This window comes from Aquimarina sp. 433, from assembly GCF_054054605.1.
The window spans coordinates 63,357-79,977 of the sequence record NZ_JBSWZK010000003.1; the positions used below are offsets into that span (position 1 = coordinate 63,357).

Here is a 16,621-nt window from a genome sequence, read left to right on the forward strand (position 1 = left end):
ATAATCGGGGAATATGTTACTTTAAAAGAATGTTAAATTTGTGGCAATATTTGAAAAATGAGCAAGTCTTATTTGTTCCTAGTGATGTCCGAATTTTGTGTTGAGTTATTCAGATCACAAAATTTTGCTAAGCATTTTTTTCCATCTTAGTTTTCGAATAAATGTTCCTTCCGAAGCAGATACCAGAAATGGTTGCTCTGCATTTTTTGCTTTTAAAAAACCTCTGATATAATCAATAATTAGTTTTGGTTTCTTTTTTAATAAAGCCAATTTTATAGAAGCAATTAATGTAATGATAAAGCCATAGCGCATTCTGTAAAAAGCTTCACCTTGTTTGTATTTGGCCTTTGGATTATAAGTGTTACCTGTAGGTTTTAAGTGCTTTACGTGTAAGGATGTGTCGGTCTTTATTTCCCAATTATGGTACTGTGCTAGGAGCTCATCTATAGTATCCCAACCCATTGCGGGTTTTAATCCTCCAATAGCATCAAAACAAGCTTTTCGATATGATTTTAACGCACCTCGGATATGATCCTTGTTAGTTAAGTTTTCCAAAACCCATGCATCGTTTTTTTGGATATAACAAAAACCTCCGAACATCCCTGTTTTGGGATTGTTTTTAAAATTAGCAATAAGAGTTTCCAAATAATTTTTGGGAAAAATAAGATCAGCATCAAATTTAGAAATGATATCGTAGTTACTGTCTAAAGTTTTAAAACCCTGATAAAAAGCATTGATGACTTTGCTTCCTGGCATATGATCTGTAGAGGAGTTGGTATTTACTAAAGAAATATAAGGGTGTTTATCTATAAATTTTTGAACTTTAGCAGAGGTGCCATCGGTAGAATTGTCGTCTACTACGACTATCTTTTTTGGAAGAACTGTTTGGTTTACTAATGATGTTAAGGTTTGACCAATCAAAAGTTCTTCGTTATGTGCTGGTATGACAATATAGATGTTCAAAAGTATCCGAATTGATAAAATCTATTTCCGTTCTGCGTATACAATATAATATCGTGGTGTAAAATACCTTAGTAAAGGTCTAAAACCAATTTTTTTAATTGGATGTGTCCATTTCTTTTTGGCTTTTATCTCCCAACCAGCTTTTTCTAGTAACCAATCGAATTGCCAATCTTCAAACTCATGATAATGTCGATCCCAAGGATCTGTTTTACTTCTATAGGCTGGAGAAAACCAGAGTTTTAATGGTATGGAAGCAACTAATTTGTTGGCTTTAATATCTCTTAAAACATTGAAAGGAGCGATGAGGTGTTCGAAAATTTCGAAAGCAGTAACCACTTCGGCTTCACTGGTCATTACTGCTTTTGTTTCTAGATCAAGATCTTCTCCAGATGTATTGCTTACTGTATAACCCTCTTTTTCCATGAATTCTACAAACGGATTGGGAACTCCCAGATCCAGTATCGTAGCAGGAGCAGTTACATGCGCTCTTAAGAATTCTAGTGTTTCTTTGTATCTCTTGTGAGGAAAAGTTCCTTCGTACATCTACTTGCTGATTATAATCTTACTATTGGATGTAAAAATAGACATTTAGCAAGATCCAGATGTTGTTTGTAGTAAATTTTGTTACGAATCAATTGATTTTTAATTGAATCACTGTAGCAATTGATAGCGCTCTTGTTTTCATAAGATTGGCTTTTTCGCCTTTAAAGCTTTGATCTATAACACTTGTAAATAAATCCATCCACGTATCAAAATCAATTTTTTGCATTGTCTTTTTTGAGTTTAAGTTTTGATGAATTTGTAAGACGTTTTTTTTATAACTTCCAGTATAGAATAACTGCTGTTCCCAGAAATCAGTGATATGGGGTATGTGATCTTCTAGATTGATTTGAGCAATTTCTGTGAAGAAAACACCAATTTTGTGGTTTTTAATAGCTCGCCGATAAAACTCCCAAAGGATATATTCAATATCCTCGCGACTTTTTATATCATTAATAAAACTCTTGTCCAAAAATACCCTGATTTACTTAAAAAGAACAAAATTACAAGGTATATGGACAAGAATGATGGTTTTGGGTTACATTTTTTGTTTGGATACGATTAAATCTCTTAGTTCTTGTTGTTTTTCTTTTTCGATCATTTTTTGATGTGCAAATGCAAAAATGGCATTCTCAACAACTTCATTTTCTCGTTCGCCAGAGAGAATATAGGATATACTAGTTTTTGAATATTCTTTTTTATTCGGATTATAGATTTTGTTTTGATTTAAATATGCTTGTATTTTTTTTACGTGCTTACTTCCAATAACCTTTAGAATTGCAGCACGCTCCTCTGGTGTGATCATAAATAAGTTGGCTAATGTTTTTGGTATAAGTATCTTTGTGAATATAATGTTATCGTTTTGGTATACAATATTATATAAAATATTGGATATACACAAATAATAGTCAATATTTTGGATAAAAAAGATAAAATTTTAGATAGAGTTATCCTATTTGCAGCACATCTAGGCGTTAGTTTAAGAAGTTTTAGCCTTTCTATAGGGGCAAGTGCGGGTTATTTGCACAGATTACAATCCGCAGATAGTAATATTGGTGGTGATTTTATAGAAAAAATTATACAATTGTATACAGAAATTAATCCAGTTTGGCTGATTACTGGAGAAGGGGATATGCTAAAAGAAGGGCAGATGATGCAAGAATCTGCAGCTTTATATGGTAAAAATGATTTGTTTAAACAAGTTTTACTCCAATATCTTGATGATAAAGATATTAGAGAAAAACTTGCTGAGATTACTAACAATTTTGATCATTAGATCGAGAATTATAAAGGATTTTTAGCACTCCTTTTTAATAAATTTCTTTCGTTTTTATAGCCTCTTCAAGATCTATATTTACTGTGTTTAAACTATTAAAAAACTTCTTTCCGTCTTTTCTTTTTACAGTAATAACGGTCTTCGATTTTTTTTCTGCTCTTTCGGTTACGGTTACCTGTAATCCTATGATTTTCTTGTAATTTGGGTTTCCTCCTCTTTTTATGATAAAGTTAGTTTTTGGAAATAAAATGTGTTGATAAGTGTTTCCAGAAGGTGCCCCAATGGTAATAACGTCTCCCACAGTCACGGTTTCGGAATTTAGTTTGTTCGAGTCTTGAGCTTGCAGTATGCCTATAGAAAGACATGCAAGGAAAATTAATTTTTTCATGTTTATACGTATTGAGTTAATAATTGAGAAATGTATAGCCTAAATTTACAGGTATTTAGGTTAACACTAAAACATAAACTATGGTTAAATAATAGTTAATATATTATAATATGATAGTAATACTATTAATTTTGTGTCAAATAGTTTTACTTATGAAATACATACTTCAAGACTTAAAAGTAAATATCAACAATAATATATATTTAAAAGATCCAGAATCATCTGATTTAGGTAAGAAGATTGTGGAGTTCAGCATTCTTTTAATAAATGATATAGGGTTTGATAGTTTTACCTTCAAAAAACTAGGAGCAAAGATTGGCTCTAATGAAAGCTCTATCTATAGATATTTCGAAAACAAGCATAAACTCTTATTGTATCTTACTTCGTGGTATTGGGGTTGGTTAGAATATCAGTTGGTCTTTACTACGAACAGTATTTCAGACGCCAAAGAAAAACTAACCAAAGCAATTGAAATTATTACAAGAGCTACTAAAGAGGATTCTGCATTTTCGCATATCAATGAAGTACTGCTTAATAAAATTGTTATTAACGAATATTCAAAATCGTATCTGACGAAAGAAGTCGATAATGAAAATAAAGAAGGATATTTCTCTATTTATAAAAGACTAATTAATCGTATTAAAGATATGATCATAGAGGTGGATAATACCTATCGTTACCCTACAAGTTTAGCGAGTACTGTAGCTGAAGGTGCTTTGCATCAGCATTTTTTAAGAGATCATTTTTCGTCATTAACAGATTGTGATGACCAAATCACCCCTACAACCTATTTTATCGACTTAGTATTTAATTCATTAAATCACACAACTAATGGCTAAAAATATTCTTACCGCTTGGCAACGTCTTATGGGGTTACTAAAGCTGGACAAAAGAGATATTCTACAGATTTTTTATTATGCAATTTTTGCTGGATTGGTAAGTTTATCGCTTCCTTTGGGTATTCAGGCGATTATCAATTTGTTGCAAGGAGCTCAGGTGAGTACATCTTGGGTGATTCTTGTGATTTTGGTAACAGCTGGTGTGCTGTTTGTGGGAATACTGCAGTTTATGCAAATACGTATTATAGAAAATGTGCAGCAAAAAATCTTTACAAGAGCCTCATTTGAGTTTACGTATAGATTTCCAAAAATAAAAATGAGTGAGTTACGAAATTACTATCCGCCCGAATTAGCGAATAGATTTTTTGATACGCTAACCATACAAAAAGGATTATCTAAAATTTTGGTTGATTTCCCAACTGCATTGGTACAGATTGTATTTGGGCTTTTATTACTATCTTTTTACCATCCGTTTTTTATTATATACGGATTACTATTATTGGTGCTAATTTACATTGTATTTAAGTATACTGCTACAAAAGGATTGGAAACAAGTTTAAGTGAATCCAAAAGTAAATACAAAGTAGCACATTGGATACAAGAAGTTGCTAGGTCTATAGTAAGTTTCAAATTGTCAGGAAGAACAAGTTTAGCGCTTAGTAAGAATGATAATCTAGTGGCGGATTATTTGGATTCTCGAGAGAGCCATTTCCGAATTTTAGTACTCCAATTTATTCAGATGATAGGTTTTAAAGTATTGGTAACGGCTGGTCTGCTGCTTATTGGTGGAGTACTTGTATTAAATCAGCAAATGAATATAGGACAATTCGTTGCAGCGGAAATCATTATCATTTTAGTGATAAGTTCCGTTGAAAAGTTGATCGTAGGATTAGAATCTTTTTATGATGTTTTAACTTCTTTAGAAAAGATAGGTCAAGTTGTGGACAAAGAATTAGAACCTCAAGAAGGTGAAAAACCTTTTAAAGATGATGAAGGATTTGAGATAGAGTTAGACCACGTTTCTTATGCAGTCCCAGATCGAGATAAAAAAATTATCGATGATATTTCATTAAAAATTACAGAGAGTTGCACCATTCTAATTCAAGGGCCTAATGGTTCAGGCAAATCAACACTTTTGCGATTGATTGCCGGATTGATAGAACCAGATAATGGAAGTATCTATATCAATAATATTTCGCTAAAAGGGGTGAATCTCAACTACTATCGTGGATATATAGGGCAATCTTTGATCGAGGAATCTCCTTTTGAAGGAACCATTTTAGAAAATATCACTTTTGGAGATCCAAATATCTCTAGCGAGCAAGTATACTGGGCTTTGGAAAAAGTAGGTTTGCTACAATTTGTAAAAGAACAGCCTAAAGGATTATTAACTATGTTATATCCAGAGGGTAAACAAATACCGTTTACGGTAGCTAAGAAAATAGTATTAGCTCGTGGGATCGTTACGAAACCAAAATTATTAATACTGAAAGATCCTTTAGATCAGTTTAATGAAGCCGAAGCAACTAGAATTATGGACTTTCTGGTAGATCCTGAAAATCCTTGGGCACTAGTGGTTGTAAGTGAGAATACGAAATGGATCTCAAGATGTGGAAGAGTGATTACAGTGGATAATGGTAAAATAATTAGTGAAAAGTAAAAGAGTCATGTTAAATATTTCAAATAAAAAATTGAATAAAACTGTTGATATTTTAGGGTATAAAGCATCACAGAAAGTATTTGGGAAAGACCATTATAAGTACTTTAATAGATTCTTATTGGCTTTTACGATTATAGTATTTATAATTTTATTTTTTCCTTGGACGCAGAATATTTCGGGAACTGGCTATGTTACTACATTAACGCCAGATCAAAGACCACAAACAATCCAATCACCTATTCCAGGTCGAATAGAAGAATGGTATGTAAAAGAAGGAGATTTTGTAAAAAAGGGCGATACTATTTTACGAATTTCTGAAATTAAGAATGAGTATTTTGATCCAAATCTGGTAGAGAGAACTGGAAAGCAGATCAAAGCGAAATCCATGGCTGTTACTTCTTATGAAGAAAAAGTAAAGGCACTAGGAAATCAGGTAACGGCGCTTACACAAGAACGAGCTTTAAAATTAAAGCAGGCCAATAATAAACTACTACAGTCTAGATTAAAAGTTAAGAGTGATAGTATAGATCTTGAAGCAGCTAAGACGAATATTAGTATTGCAGAGAGACAATATAACCGTACGCTACAATTAGAGAATGAAGGTTTAAAATCGCTAACAGATGTAGAAACGAAACGACTAAAACTTCAGGAAACACAGGCAAAATTAATTTCTCAGGAAAACAAATTACTAGCTAGTAAGAATGATGTGATCAATGCACAGATCGAGATGAACAGAATTCAGGCAGAGTATGCTGAGAAGATTTCAAAATCTCAGAGTGATCGTTTTACAGCACAATCCAGTCAGTTTGATGCTGAAGCGCAGGTGACAAAACTGGAGAACGAGTATACCAATTATGAGATTAGAAATGGCCTTTATTACATTAAAGCACCTCAAAATGGATATATCAATAAAGCCATTCAATCAGGAATCGGAGAAACATTTAAAGAAGGAGATCGATTGGTAGGCATTATGCCTTCGGATTATGATTTGGCTGTAGAAACTTTCGTAAGGCCAATTGATTTACCCTTAGTTCATCTTGGAGAGGAAGTTAGGATACAATTCGACGGTTGGCCGGCTATTATATTTAGTGGATGGCCCAATGTTTCTTACGGTACCTACGGAGGAAAAATTGTAGCCGTAGAAACCTTTATAAGTCCTAACGGAAAGTATAGAGTTTTAATATCACCAGATACCAATGATCATGCTTGGCCTGATGGAATACGGGTAGGTTCTGGAGCCAATACCATTGCCTTATTAGAAGATGTACCTATTTGGTTCGAGCTTTGGAGACAATTAAATGGTTTTCCTCCTAATTATTATCAGCCAGAAGATAAAGTAGCCACTACAGCAAAAAAATAATCTATGAACAAATTTTTGTTACTCAGTTTTCTTTTTGTCTCAGCAACATTGTTTTCGCAAGAGCAAGATCCTTTAATTCTTAATTTCCAGGAGTACTTAGGATTTGTAAAGAAACATCATCCTATTGCGAAGCAAGCGGAACTAACAATTAGTGTAGGTGAAGCAAACTTGTTAAAGTCAAGAGGAGGTTTTGATCCCAAGATCGAAGTTGATTACGATCGTAAAGATTTTAAAGGTTCGGAATATTATGATTTGCTAAATGCTACTTTTAAAGTGCCAACGTGGTATGGGATTGAGTTAAAAGCAAATTTTGAACAGAATGAAGGAATCTTTCTAAATCCTGAAAGAACAGTACCAGATGAAGGACTGTATAGTGCGGGAATTTCAGTACCTATCGCTCAGGGATTGCTCATTAATGAGCGTATGGCCGCCCTTAAAAAAGCGAGGTTGTTTAGAGATCAGACTAAAGCAGATAGAGATATTTTGGTGAATGAGATTTTGTATAATGCGTCCTTGGCCTATTTTAACTGGTTGGAGGCTTATAACGAAAAAGAAATCTATCAAAATTTCCTAATCAATGCGCAAACTCGTTTTGAAGGAATAAAGAAAAGTGCATTGGCAGGTGATAAAGCCATTATAGATACGGTAGAAGCTAAAATTACGGTGCAGAACCGCCAATTGAGCTTGGAACAATCTAAAGTGAAGCTGATGAAATCATCCTTAGAGCTTTCTAATTTTTTATGGATCGGAAATAATATTCCTATAGAGTTACAGCCTAATGTTATACCTGATAATGATGTAGACGCGGTAATCGATCAGACACTGCAAATACAACAAGCTATGATTTCTGAAGTGGATTTAGAAAATCATCCTAAGCTAAGATCTTTAAATTACAAGATTGAAGGATTAGAAGTGGATCGAAAACTAAAAGCAAATAAATTGTTACCAAAAATCAATTTAGAATACAATTTTTTAACACCATCACCAGAAGTTGCTAATTCGTTTAATAATGCGGACTATAAAGGAGGAGTGACTTTCGAGTTTCCTTTGTTTTTGCGCAAAGAACGAGGAGCTGTAAAGTTAGCGAAGTACAAAATTCAGGATAGTCAATATGAGTTGGCTAGCGTACAATTACAAATCGAAAATAAAGTTAATGCAATTACCAATGAATTGGATTCCTTTACCACGCAAAATCAACTTATTGCTGATATCGTAAATGATTATACCACGCTTTTAAGAGCGGAAGAGCGCAAGTTTAGTTTTGGCGAAAGCTCAGTTTTTTTAATAAATTCCAGAGAAAGTAAATTAATAGATGCTGAGTTAAAACGAAACAAATTGCAAAATAAATACTTTAGTACTAAAGCTAAATTGTTTAAAAATCTAGCGGTAAACCCAGAGAATTTATAATTTTTGTCTTTTTCTGTTCCGTATATCGTAGAGCACCAATGGGTTATCTTTTGTTGGTGATTTTTTCTAGAATTATTGAGCTATTTATAATTAAAATATGGGAATATTCCCTATCATTGCAAAAAATAGAAAAACGGGTATATTCCCCTATTTTTAAAAAAAACAAGGATCTGTATTTTTAGCGATGGAAAACACCCCATTAAAGTAATTATAAAGAATACTCAATATGTCGACCGCATTTTCTATGATGGTTACACAAATTGTAAGTGAAAGTAGTGCAGATTCCATTCCCAATCCTGCTCGATCTGGATACTTTTGTAAGCCAAGTAAATTTTTATCAGAATTAATTCGATTTGTATCCATGATGCAAGTAATGAAAGTAGGGGTAAGTAGTGAAATTGCTTCGATAAAAAATGATTTGGAAATCGCTAACCAATCTCCAGTAATTACCAGATCAGATAACCGATTATATACGCTGATGGTAAAAGCAATTGATCGAATTCGTAAGGTGTGCGTAGCAGAAGGAACTGCTGCAGAAAATAGTAAGGAAAGAGAACTGGCAGAAACCTACGCTTGGTCGGTAGCAGGTTGTAATATGTTCTTGCAATATTCTGAATCTATTGGAGATTAATAATCATATGCCAATCATATTGTTATCTTCATATCTATAAGTCGGTGTAGATTGATTTTTCAAATCATAGTAATTCGTATTTTTGATCAACATGCTCTAAAAACATTTAGGAATGGATCAAGATGTTGTGCTAAGACCTTTAGAAATATCCGATAAATCTGTATTAGCTAAGCTTGCTAATAACAAGAAGATATGGGATAATTTACGAGATTATATACCTTTTCCGTATGATGAAAACGATGCCGAATATTTTATCAATCAAACACTAGAAGAAAATCCTAAACAGAATTTTGGGATTGTCTATCAAGGAGAACTTTGTGGCGTCATAGGAGTGATTCTACAACAAGATGTATATCGTAAATCAGCAGAGATTGGATATTGGATAGGAGAACCCTTTTGGGGAAATGAAATTGCCACTAGAGCAGTACGATCAATAACCGAATATGGATTTAATGATTTAGATGTACAAAGGATCTATGCAGCTATTTTTGATTACAATAAAGCTTCTATGAAAGTACTAGAAAAGAATGGATTTCAGAAAGAAGGTATATTTAAAAATGCCATTTTTAAAAATGGAAAATTATATGATGAACATAGGTTTTTTAAGCTTAAATAAATGTGTTTATTAGTTTCGAGGTAGTTTTTAAATATATGTTTTTTAATTATATCTAAACATGATCTATTTAACCATGTTAATTTATGTAAAAGAAGGGAAAGAAAGTATTTTCCATGAGTTTGAAGATATGGCAATTCCTTTATTGATTGAATATAATGGGAAACTTATTTATAGAATCCGACCTACAAAAGAAACTTTTATATCGTATCAAGAAGAATTACCATACGAGATTCATTTTTTATCATTCCCTTCTGACGAGGATTTTATCAGTTTTGCCAATGACAAACGCAGAAAAGAGTTTCTGCATCTCAAAGAAGCTTCTATCCAATCTAGTTTTTTGGTAAAAGGTGAGCGTTTATGAATATCTTAATACATATGTTTTTATGGCTTACAAAAACGTTGTTTACAGTCACGTCTGGAAACTTTATAAATATTATAAAATACAATGAAGACTGAATTTAAAATTCAATCTTCATTGTATATAGCGATGAAATTATGATCTTATACTTTTAATAAGAATTCTTTATTACTTTACTGGTGTTCAATATTTTGTTGTTCGAGTTAAATAGTCTTATAAAGTAAATTCCGTTAGGAAGGCTTTTGGGTACGTTAAGACTATTAGAAGATCTTATGTTATCTGTTTTATATACTTCTCTACCATATACATCCACAAGTTGTATACTGAAGGTTTCAGTACTATTATTAGGTAGTTCGATGGTTAGGTTTGTTGAAAAAGGATTAGGGTATATAGAAACATTGATGATCTCATTAACCCCCGTTCTGTTAGATAGACTTTGACTAGCGCCAGCACAAATTATTTCGAATTCTCTGATCGACGACCAATTTCCGGTATAGCCAGAGGCACCAGTAATGGTAAGCTTTACATATCGGACAGATTGTGTAGAAAAACTTCTATGAATTACAGCGCCACCAGATGTGTTATTAGAAGCATCAGTTAACACAGAAAAATCTGAAGTCGCAGAACTGCTAGAGCCTTCTACAATAAACTGATAGGCTCTATTATTATAAGGATACACATTAATTTCGCCAACTGGGTATTCATCTCCCATATCTATTACTACATTTTGAGGAAAACCTTCTGCAGACCATCTGTTTTCTGTATTATCATCTATAATGTTGTTTGCAGGATTAGTAGTCTGTTGATTGCTATAAGAAGAGACGCTTCCACCTAAACTCAAGTTGCTTCCAGAAGTACAATTTGGAATATCTATAGCGTTGCCAAATGCTCTAAATTCTAATATACTAATCCATGGTCCAGAATATTCGTATGCTCCAACAACAGTAACTCTAATATAGCGAGCCTCAATAGAAGAGATAATATCAGTTACAGGAGCGGAGATTGTTCCTGGTGTGGTATTATTTCTTCTGTCAATTATTTCAGTAAAAGAACCATTAGATTCAGTGGCGATTTCTAAAGAGTATTGATATACTCTATCTTGATAAAATACCAATTCTGTTTTCTGAATGCTAAAAATATCACCAAGATCTACTGTAAAAGATTGCGGAAAACCGTTAACGGACCAACGTGAATTGGTAGATCCATCAACAAGATTAGAGGCAATATTACCTCCATCTGGTGTTCCAGTAGCAGTCACAGGTTTGTTTAAAGCTAAATTGGTTCCAGAGGTCAAAGGAACTACAGTTATTACAGTGGTATCTGTAAACTGACCATCTTCTGTTGTTACTGTAATAGTGGCTTCTCCTGTACTGAAGGTATTGATAAGTCCATCTGCATTGATAGTGGCAATAGCTGTATTACTACTAGTATAAGTTATATTTTGATTAGTGGCGTTAGCAGGAGATATGATCGATGTTATAAATGTTGTACTTCCAACTTCTATAGGACTATCAAGAGGAACAATACTCACCGAATCTACTGGAATATTAGATGTTGTGCCCGATTGGATAATGGTAATTGTTCTGGTTATAGAACCGCCAGTCACGGTTACAATACCTGTTCTTGAAGATGTTTCCGAATTTGCTGTTACGCTAATGTTGGTAATTCCATTATTAATACCAGAAGTAGGGCTTACCGAAATCCAAGAACTGTCGTCAGAAACCGTCCAATTTACATTAGAAGTAATTGTAAGTTCTTTACTGCTAGCACTAGCATTAAAATTATCTACAGAAGATACAATTAATACATCTGTTGTAGAGTTGTCACAGGAATTTAAAGGATTGCCATTAGCATTTACAAAACAAGCACCAACATTTACAGCAATATCATTATCACTATATGGCGATTGTGAGATAGAAGATCCAGCATTAGTCCCCGAAATAGTAAATATTTCTCCATTACTAGATGCAGATAAGTTTGTTGCCGAAAATCCGCTTATTGATGCTCCTAAAGTTGTATTGCTATATACATTTCCAGAATAAGATAAAGAGGAGCCAATAGCCGAAAAATCACCATTATCATCTTCGGTGATAACATCAGTTGTATTTGGTGATCCATCGGAAAAGAAAATAACATTATTAGAAACAATCCCAGTATTGTCGTTGGTACCTTTGTCTCCGTTAAAGAATAATGGAGCATTGGTGTTTACTATGGTATTATTAGAAACGGTAATATCTTCAGATTTTTGATAACCATTAGATACACTTGTGGAGTTGCAATTATCTTGAGAATTTGTAGAGCCTCCCATAAAAGTAATTCCGTTATTCCATTTTGCCTGATCAATTACTGTAATACAATCCTGAATGTAGTTATTGCTTATTTCGTGGTCGCTATCTACGATTCTAATTCCGCCTGTTCCGTCAACATTTTCTCCTAAAAAGTAATTGTTTTTTACTGTCGCTCCAGAACCATGACGTAGAGTTAAAGATCCTCTACATCGTCGAAATGTATTGTTCTGATAGGTGTTATTATCACTTTTATTGGTAATTATTTCATTTTCACCATCTGCTTCAACAAAATAGTTGTTGCTAACGATGGTTCTACAATCTACATTCTGAAATTCGCTAGTTCCTACTCGGATGGTTTCACTATCTCCAGAATTTGACAGAGAAGGATCTATTTTTTCGTATTTATAAAAATAATTATGGCTTATGGTATGTCCTACAATATCACAGCGATTATTTGCTGCATTGTATTCCAGTTCTACTAAAACTAGGGCTCCAGCGGTAGACTTGTTTAGAAAAGAGCAATACAACACATTGTTATTGTTACCGTATAAAACTACCCATCGATGTTTTACAACAGCTCCATCTTGTTCGGCTTCTGCAGCATCGCCAGGTTCCACGCCTAAACCATCGATGACACAGTTTTGAATAGTGGAATTCTGGGCGTAAGTTGTTCCATTTCTAAACTGTATGAAATTACTAGCTCCGTAGCCTCCCTGCCAGTGAAATCCTTCGACAATCAGAAAGTTTCCGGCAATATCCATCTGCAATCCATTATTAAAAATTACTCCACCTGGAGTTTCAGCTCTTAAAATAATCGGATCGGAGGAAGTTCCGTTAGCTTTAAAAACTAATCTTTCATCAGAATTATATGTTCCGTTTTTCCAGGTTACTATATCACCAGGGAGTAAGCTTAGATTTTTAAACTCATCGATAGAGTTAATGAAGTATTCTGTTGCAAATAGATGCGAGGAAAATAAAAAAAGAATGATTAATATTTTTTTGAACCTTCTTTTGTCAACAGGTAAAATGGCTACAAGGTGTTTTTTTTGTTTGCTAGATAGATAATAAGAGTTGTGATTTTTCATGTGATATTTGTTAAATAGATAGTTGTTTTATCGTAAAGTGCTTGTTGGTGTTAGTTCATATGGGAGTTTTTTTAAAAAAAAGGGGGTTCTTTGAAAAAAATACTGTTGTTTAAATAAATCAAATTGGTCAACCAATTTAAAAATAAATAGATGATATATCAATTTTTTGTGTTTAAAAATCATGAAATATCAAAAAAAAGGTTAATTAATTGAGTAGTTTATTTTCGTTGTAGGTTTTGGTTATACTATATCTCATTTTTATGGTGCGAATATTAGTGCTAGATTTTTTCTGATTCTTGTAAACTTTATTTTTTAGAAGACTACCGACAATACTTAAAAAATTATATACTAATTTTGGAAAGATGAAAGCCGTAGGAATTGAAATTGATAAAAAAAGAGCTATTTGTGTTATCGTGTCTAAAGATGCTAACGGTATATTACAGAATGTGACAGGTAAGACTAAATACATCGAAATAAAGGATGATCATAACAATCAAGAGATACAAGATTTTCTGCAAAAGGTAGAAACTTTTTTTGATGAGGTAGCACCTAACAGTATTGGTATTATTAGTCGACAAACAAAAGGCAAGTTTGCCGCAGCTTCAGTTTCTTTTAAACTAGAAGCACTTATTCAGTGTTATAAAAAAACAGAAATAACTTTTGTTTCTAAACAGACATTAACGGCATATTATAAGAAAAATGAGCTTCCTGTTTCTTATGATAATGCATATCAGGAAAATGCTACTCGCTTGGCAACCTACCTTTTGAGATAGCAATTTTATTGGCGAATAGGAAAAATTCCATTTTAAAAGGAAAAATTCCAAATTTCAGATATTTCTTTTTAGATTTGTAACCCAAAACAAAGGTAATGTCAGAAAAATTATATGCTGTTATTGATGTGGAAACTACTGGTAAAGGCATTCATGGAAATCGCATTACAGAAATTTGTATTGTTGTATTAAAGGGACATACGGTTATAGATAAGTTTACTTCTTTGGTAAATCCTGAGTGTCCAATTCCTCCATTTATTACTGGGTTAACAGGTATCGATAATGATATGGTACGAGATGCTCCAAGATTCCATGAGATTGCTCAGCGTATCATTGAATTGACTACAGGAGCAATTTTTGTAGCACATAATGTAAATTTTGATTATAACGTAATCAAAGAAGAGTTCAAGAATCTAGGGTACTCTTTTGTGCGAAAAAAATTATGTACCGTTCGATTATCCAGAAAACTCATTCCTGGAATGTTTTCATACAGTCTTGGTAAATTGTGTTCTGCTCTCAATATTCCTCTCGAAGACCGGCATAGGGCTGAAGGCGATACGGATGCTACTGTTGTTTTATTTCAAAGAATTTTAAGCTTAGATCCAGAGTTTAAGGTTATCAATAAGTTTTTAAATGTTCGTTCTAAAGAGGCAACATTACCACCACACCTAAAAGCAGAAAACATTGATCAGTTGCCAGAAGAGACTGGGATATATTTGTTCAAGGATCAAAAAGGGAAAGTAATTTATGCTGGCAAAGCAAAGAATATAAAACAAAGGGTAGTTAGTCATTTTTACGATAAAAAGAATAAAGAATATGCCTTAGGTCAGGAAACCTATACGATCGATTATGAAGTAACTGGTGATGAGTTAGTAGCGTTATTGCTTGAAGCTGAAAAAATTAGAAAACACTATCCTAAATTTAATAGAGCGCAAAAAAAACCAGTAGCTCCTTATTGTATCATGTATTATACAAATAGAAAAGGAGTAATTCAATTAGCAATTGATAGATCACATACTTTTGATCACTCTATAGAAATATTTTATACGAGGGCTGAAGCGATTGAAAAATTAGAGCAATTATGCGAAAAGTTTCAATTATGTCCAAGGTATTGCAGTTTACAAACTACCACAGAACGATGTTCACATTATAAGATTAAAAATTGCAAAGGTATCTGTATTGGAGATGAGTCAGTGGCGTTGTATAATATGAGAGCTCAGCAAGCATTGTCTTCATTAAAAAAGGATCAGAAGAGTTATTTTATTAAGGGGAAGGGTAGAACTTTTAATGAGCAAAGTTTTGTAATGATTCAGGATGGTGTTTATAAGGGTTTTGGATATCTTCAGAATGATGAGCAAATCCTAAATTCAGAAGATTTTGATACTTATTTGCAACTGCAAAAACACACCTATCATACTACTAAAATCATAAAAAGTTATTTGAGAAAACATGGGGATAGAAATATTGTCCCTATCTAAATTGAATCATTGTCTTTTGTTTTTTAGAAATTATAACAAAATAATAGCATTTCACTAACAGCTAATTTAGTATTTTGAAAGACTTATTAACTCATAATTGTCTTGTATTATAAGCTGTTCTGACTAATTTGATTCCAGTAAAGATGATTATTTTGAGCATGCTTTTTCGACAATTAAATACAAAAAATATACTGATGAAAAATATCTTTTTAGTACTTATTTCCTTTTTAGCGATATCCATATACGGTCAGAAAACAATTGATTTTCAATCAAAGGATGGACTGATGATAACTGCAGATTTATATGAAGCAACGGATAGTGATTCTTTTATCGTTCTTTTTCATCAAGCAGGTTGGAGTAGAGGAGAGTATATGGAAATAGCTCCTAAGCTTACCAAGATGGGGTATAATTGTCTTGCGGTAGATCAGAGATCTGGCATGATCGTAAACGAACGATTAAATCATACAGCAAGAGAAGCAAAAAAAGAAGGTAAAAAAACTGAATTTATTGATGCGTATCAAGATGTAGAAGCAGCGATTGCCTTTGTAAAAAAAACATATCAACCTAAAAAGTTGATCATTTGGGGAAGCTCCTATTCTTCATCTCTAGTCTTAAAATATGCTGGTGATCACCCTAACGATATCAATGGAGTACTGTCATTTTCTCCAGGAGAATATTTTGGTAAGAAAAACTATATCTCTAGTAGTGCTACTAATATTAAATCCCCGGTATTTATTACTTCAGCAAAAAAAGAGAAAAAGAACTGGTCAGGAATTTATGAAGCTATAGTATCAGATAAAAAGCAGTTCTTTCTTCCAGAAACAGATGGTAATCATGGGTCTAGAGCGCTATGGGAACGATTTTCTGATAATGAAAGTTATTGGAAGGCTGTAAAGGGTTTTCTAGAAACGATCTAATATAAATAAGAATGCCTGGCTCTTAAAAAAAAGTACCAGGCATTT

General features: G+C 33.0%; 17 protein-coding genes. 11 read left to right on the forward strand and 6 right to left on the reverse strand.

The window, feature by feature from the left end; genetic code table 11:
* Positions 1 to 114: 114 nt before the first annotated feature.
* The 4 genes from ACWNT5_RS07065 to ACWNT5_RS07080 all read right to left on the reverse strand — a co-directional run bounded on the left by ACWNT5_RS07065 (position 115) and on the right by ACWNT5_RS07080 (position 2,308).
* Positions 115 to 963 carry a glycosyltransferase gene (locus ACWNT5_RS07065; protein WP_456516982.1) on the reverse strand — a complete coding sequence of 283 codons (849 nt, stop codon included), beginning with the start codon at positions 961 to 963 and terminating at the stop codon, positions 115 to 117.
* Positions 964 to 984: 21 nt separating this feature from the next.
* Positions 985 to 1,506: a class I SAM-dependent methyltransferase gene (locus tag ACWNT5_RS07070; protein ID WP_299901059.1), complete on the reverse strand. Its 522-nt coding sequence runs from the start codon at positions 1,504 to 1,506 to the stop codon at positions 985 to 987.
* An 88-nt stretch (positions 1,507 to 1,594) separates the two neighbouring features.
* The gene (locus ACWNT5_RS07075) at positions 1,595 to 1,975 is read right to left on the reverse strand and encodes a group III truncated hemoglobin (RefSeq protein ID WP_299608586.1); all 381 of its coding nucleotides are present in this window, start codon (positions 1,973 to 1,975) and stop codon (positions 1,595 to 1,597) included.
* Between the two features lie 66 nt (positions 1,976 to 2,041).
* On the reverse strand, positions 2,042 to 2,308 hold the full coding sequence (locus tag ACWNT5_RS07080; protein ID WP_299608585.1) for a recombinase family protein: 267 nt from the start codon (positions 2,306 to 2,308) through the stop codon (positions 2,042 to 2,044).
* Positions 2,309 to 2,419: 111 nt separating this feature from the next.
* On the opposite strand from ACWNT5_RS07080, the gene ACWNT5_RS07085 reads away from it, so the two are divergent.
* Complete coding sequence (locus tag ACWNT5_RS07085) at positions 2,420 to 2,779, forward strand: hypothetical protein (protein ID WP_299608582.1); 360 nt, start codon at positions 2,420 to 2,422, stop codon at positions 2,777 to 2,779.
* A gap of 34 nt (positions 2,780 to 2,813) precedes the next feature.
* On the opposite strand, the gene ACWNT5_RS07090 is transcribed toward ACWNT5_RS07085, so the two are convergent.
* Complete coding sequence (locus ACWNT5_RS07090; RefSeq protein ID WP_456516983.1) at positions 2,814 to 3,167, reverse strand: hypothetical protein; 354 nt, start codon at positions 3,165 to 3,167, stop codon at positions 2,814 to 2,816.
* A 152-nt stretch (positions 3,168 to 3,319) separates the two neighbouring features.
* Here ACWNT5_RS07090 and ACWNT5_RS07095 point away from each other — a divergent pair, with 152 nt between their 5' ends.
* The 7 genes from ACWNT5_RS07095 to ACWNT5_RS07125 all read left to right on the forward strand — a co-directional run bounded on the left by ACWNT5_RS07095 (position 3,320) and on the right by ACWNT5_RS07125 (position 10,041).
* Positions 3,320 to 4,006: a TetR/AcrR family transcriptional regulator gene (locus ACWNT5_RS07095; RefSeq protein ID WP_299608576.1), complete on the forward strand. Its 687-nt coding sequence runs from the start codon at positions 3,320 to 3,322 to the stop codon at positions 4,004 to 4,006.
* Positions 3,999 to 5,666 (forward strand): peptidase domain-containing ABC transporter, encoded by a 1,668-nt coding sequence (locus ACWNT5_RS07100; RefSeq protein WP_299608573.1) that lies wholly within the window; start codon positions 3,999 to 4,001, stop codon positions 5,664 to 5,666. Before ACWNT5_RS07095 ends, ACWNT5_RS07100 begins: the two co-directional genes overlap by 8 nt.
* A gap of 7 nt (positions 5,667 to 5,673) precedes the next feature.
* Positions 5,674 to 7,026 carry an HlyD family secretion protein gene (locus ACWNT5_RS07105; protein ID WP_299608570.1) on the forward strand — a complete coding sequence of 451 codons (1,353 nt, stop codon included), beginning with the start codon at positions 5,674 to 5,676 and terminating at the stop codon, positions 7,024 to 7,026.
* Between the two features lie 3 nt (positions 7,027 to 7,029).
* Positions 7,030 to 8,433, forward strand: coding sequence for a TolC family protein (locus ACWNT5_RS07110; RefSeq protein ID WP_299901048.1), 1,404 nt, complete (start codon positions 7,030 to 7,032; stop codon positions 8,431 to 8,433).
* Positions 8,434 to 8,659: 226 nt separating this feature from the next.
* Positions 8,660 to 9,064, forward strand: a complete 405-nt coding sequence (locus tag ACWNT5_RS07115) for a hypothetical protein (protein ID WP_299608567.1) — start codon at positions 8,660 to 8,662, stop codon at positions 9,062 to 9,064.
* Positions 9,065 to 9,176: 112 nt separating this feature from the next.
* Positions 9,177 to 9,680 carry a GNAT family N-acetyltransferase gene (locus ACWNT5_RS07120; RefSeq protein WP_456516984.1) on the forward strand — a complete coding sequence of 168 codons (504 nt, stop codon included), beginning with the start codon at positions 9,177 to 9,179 and terminating at the stop codon, positions 9,678 to 9,680.
* Positions 9,681 to 9,738: 58 nt separating this feature from the next.
* On the forward strand, positions 9,739 to 10,041 hold the full coding sequence (locus ACWNT5_RS07125) for a hypothetical protein (RefSeq protein ID WP_299901043.1): 303 nt from the start codon (positions 9,739 to 9,741) through the stop codon (positions 10,039 to 10,041).
* A 148-nt stretch (positions 10,042 to 10,189) separates the two neighbouring features.
* Here ACWNT5_RS07125 and ACWNT5_RS07130 read toward each other — a convergent pair whose 3' ends face one another.
* Complete coding sequence (locus ACWNT5_RS07130) at positions 10,190 to 13,411, reverse strand: chondroitinase-B domain-containing protein (RefSeq protein ID WP_456516985.1); 3,222 nt, start codon at positions 13,409 to 13,411, stop codon at positions 10,190 to 10,192.
* A gap of 362 nt (positions 13,412 to 13,773) precedes the next feature.
* Between ACWNT5_RS07130 and ACWNT5_RS07135 the strand changes: the two genes are divergently transcribed.
* From ACWNT5_RS07135 to ACWNT5_RS07145, 3 genes are all read left to right on the forward strand, one after another.
* Positions 13,774 to 14,184, forward strand: coding sequence for a DUF3010 family protein (locus tag ACWNT5_RS07135; protein ID WP_343913045.1), 411 nt, complete (start codon positions 13,774 to 13,776; stop codon positions 14,182 to 14,184).
* Between the two features lie 95 nt (positions 14,185 to 14,279).
* Complete coding sequence (locus tag ACWNT5_RS07140) at positions 14,280 to 15,659, forward strand: exonuclease domain-containing protein (protein WP_456516986.1); 1,380 nt, start codon at positions 14,280 to 14,282, stop codon at positions 15,657 to 15,659.
* 194 nt (positions 15,660 to 15,853) lie between these two features.
* Positions 15,854 to 16,576, forward strand: coding sequence for an alpha/beta hydrolase (locus tag ACWNT5_RS07145; RefSeq protein ID WP_456516987.1), 723 nt, complete (start codon positions 15,854 to 15,856; stop codon positions 16,574 to 16,576).
* Positions 16,577 to 16,621 lie beyond the last annotated feature (45 nt).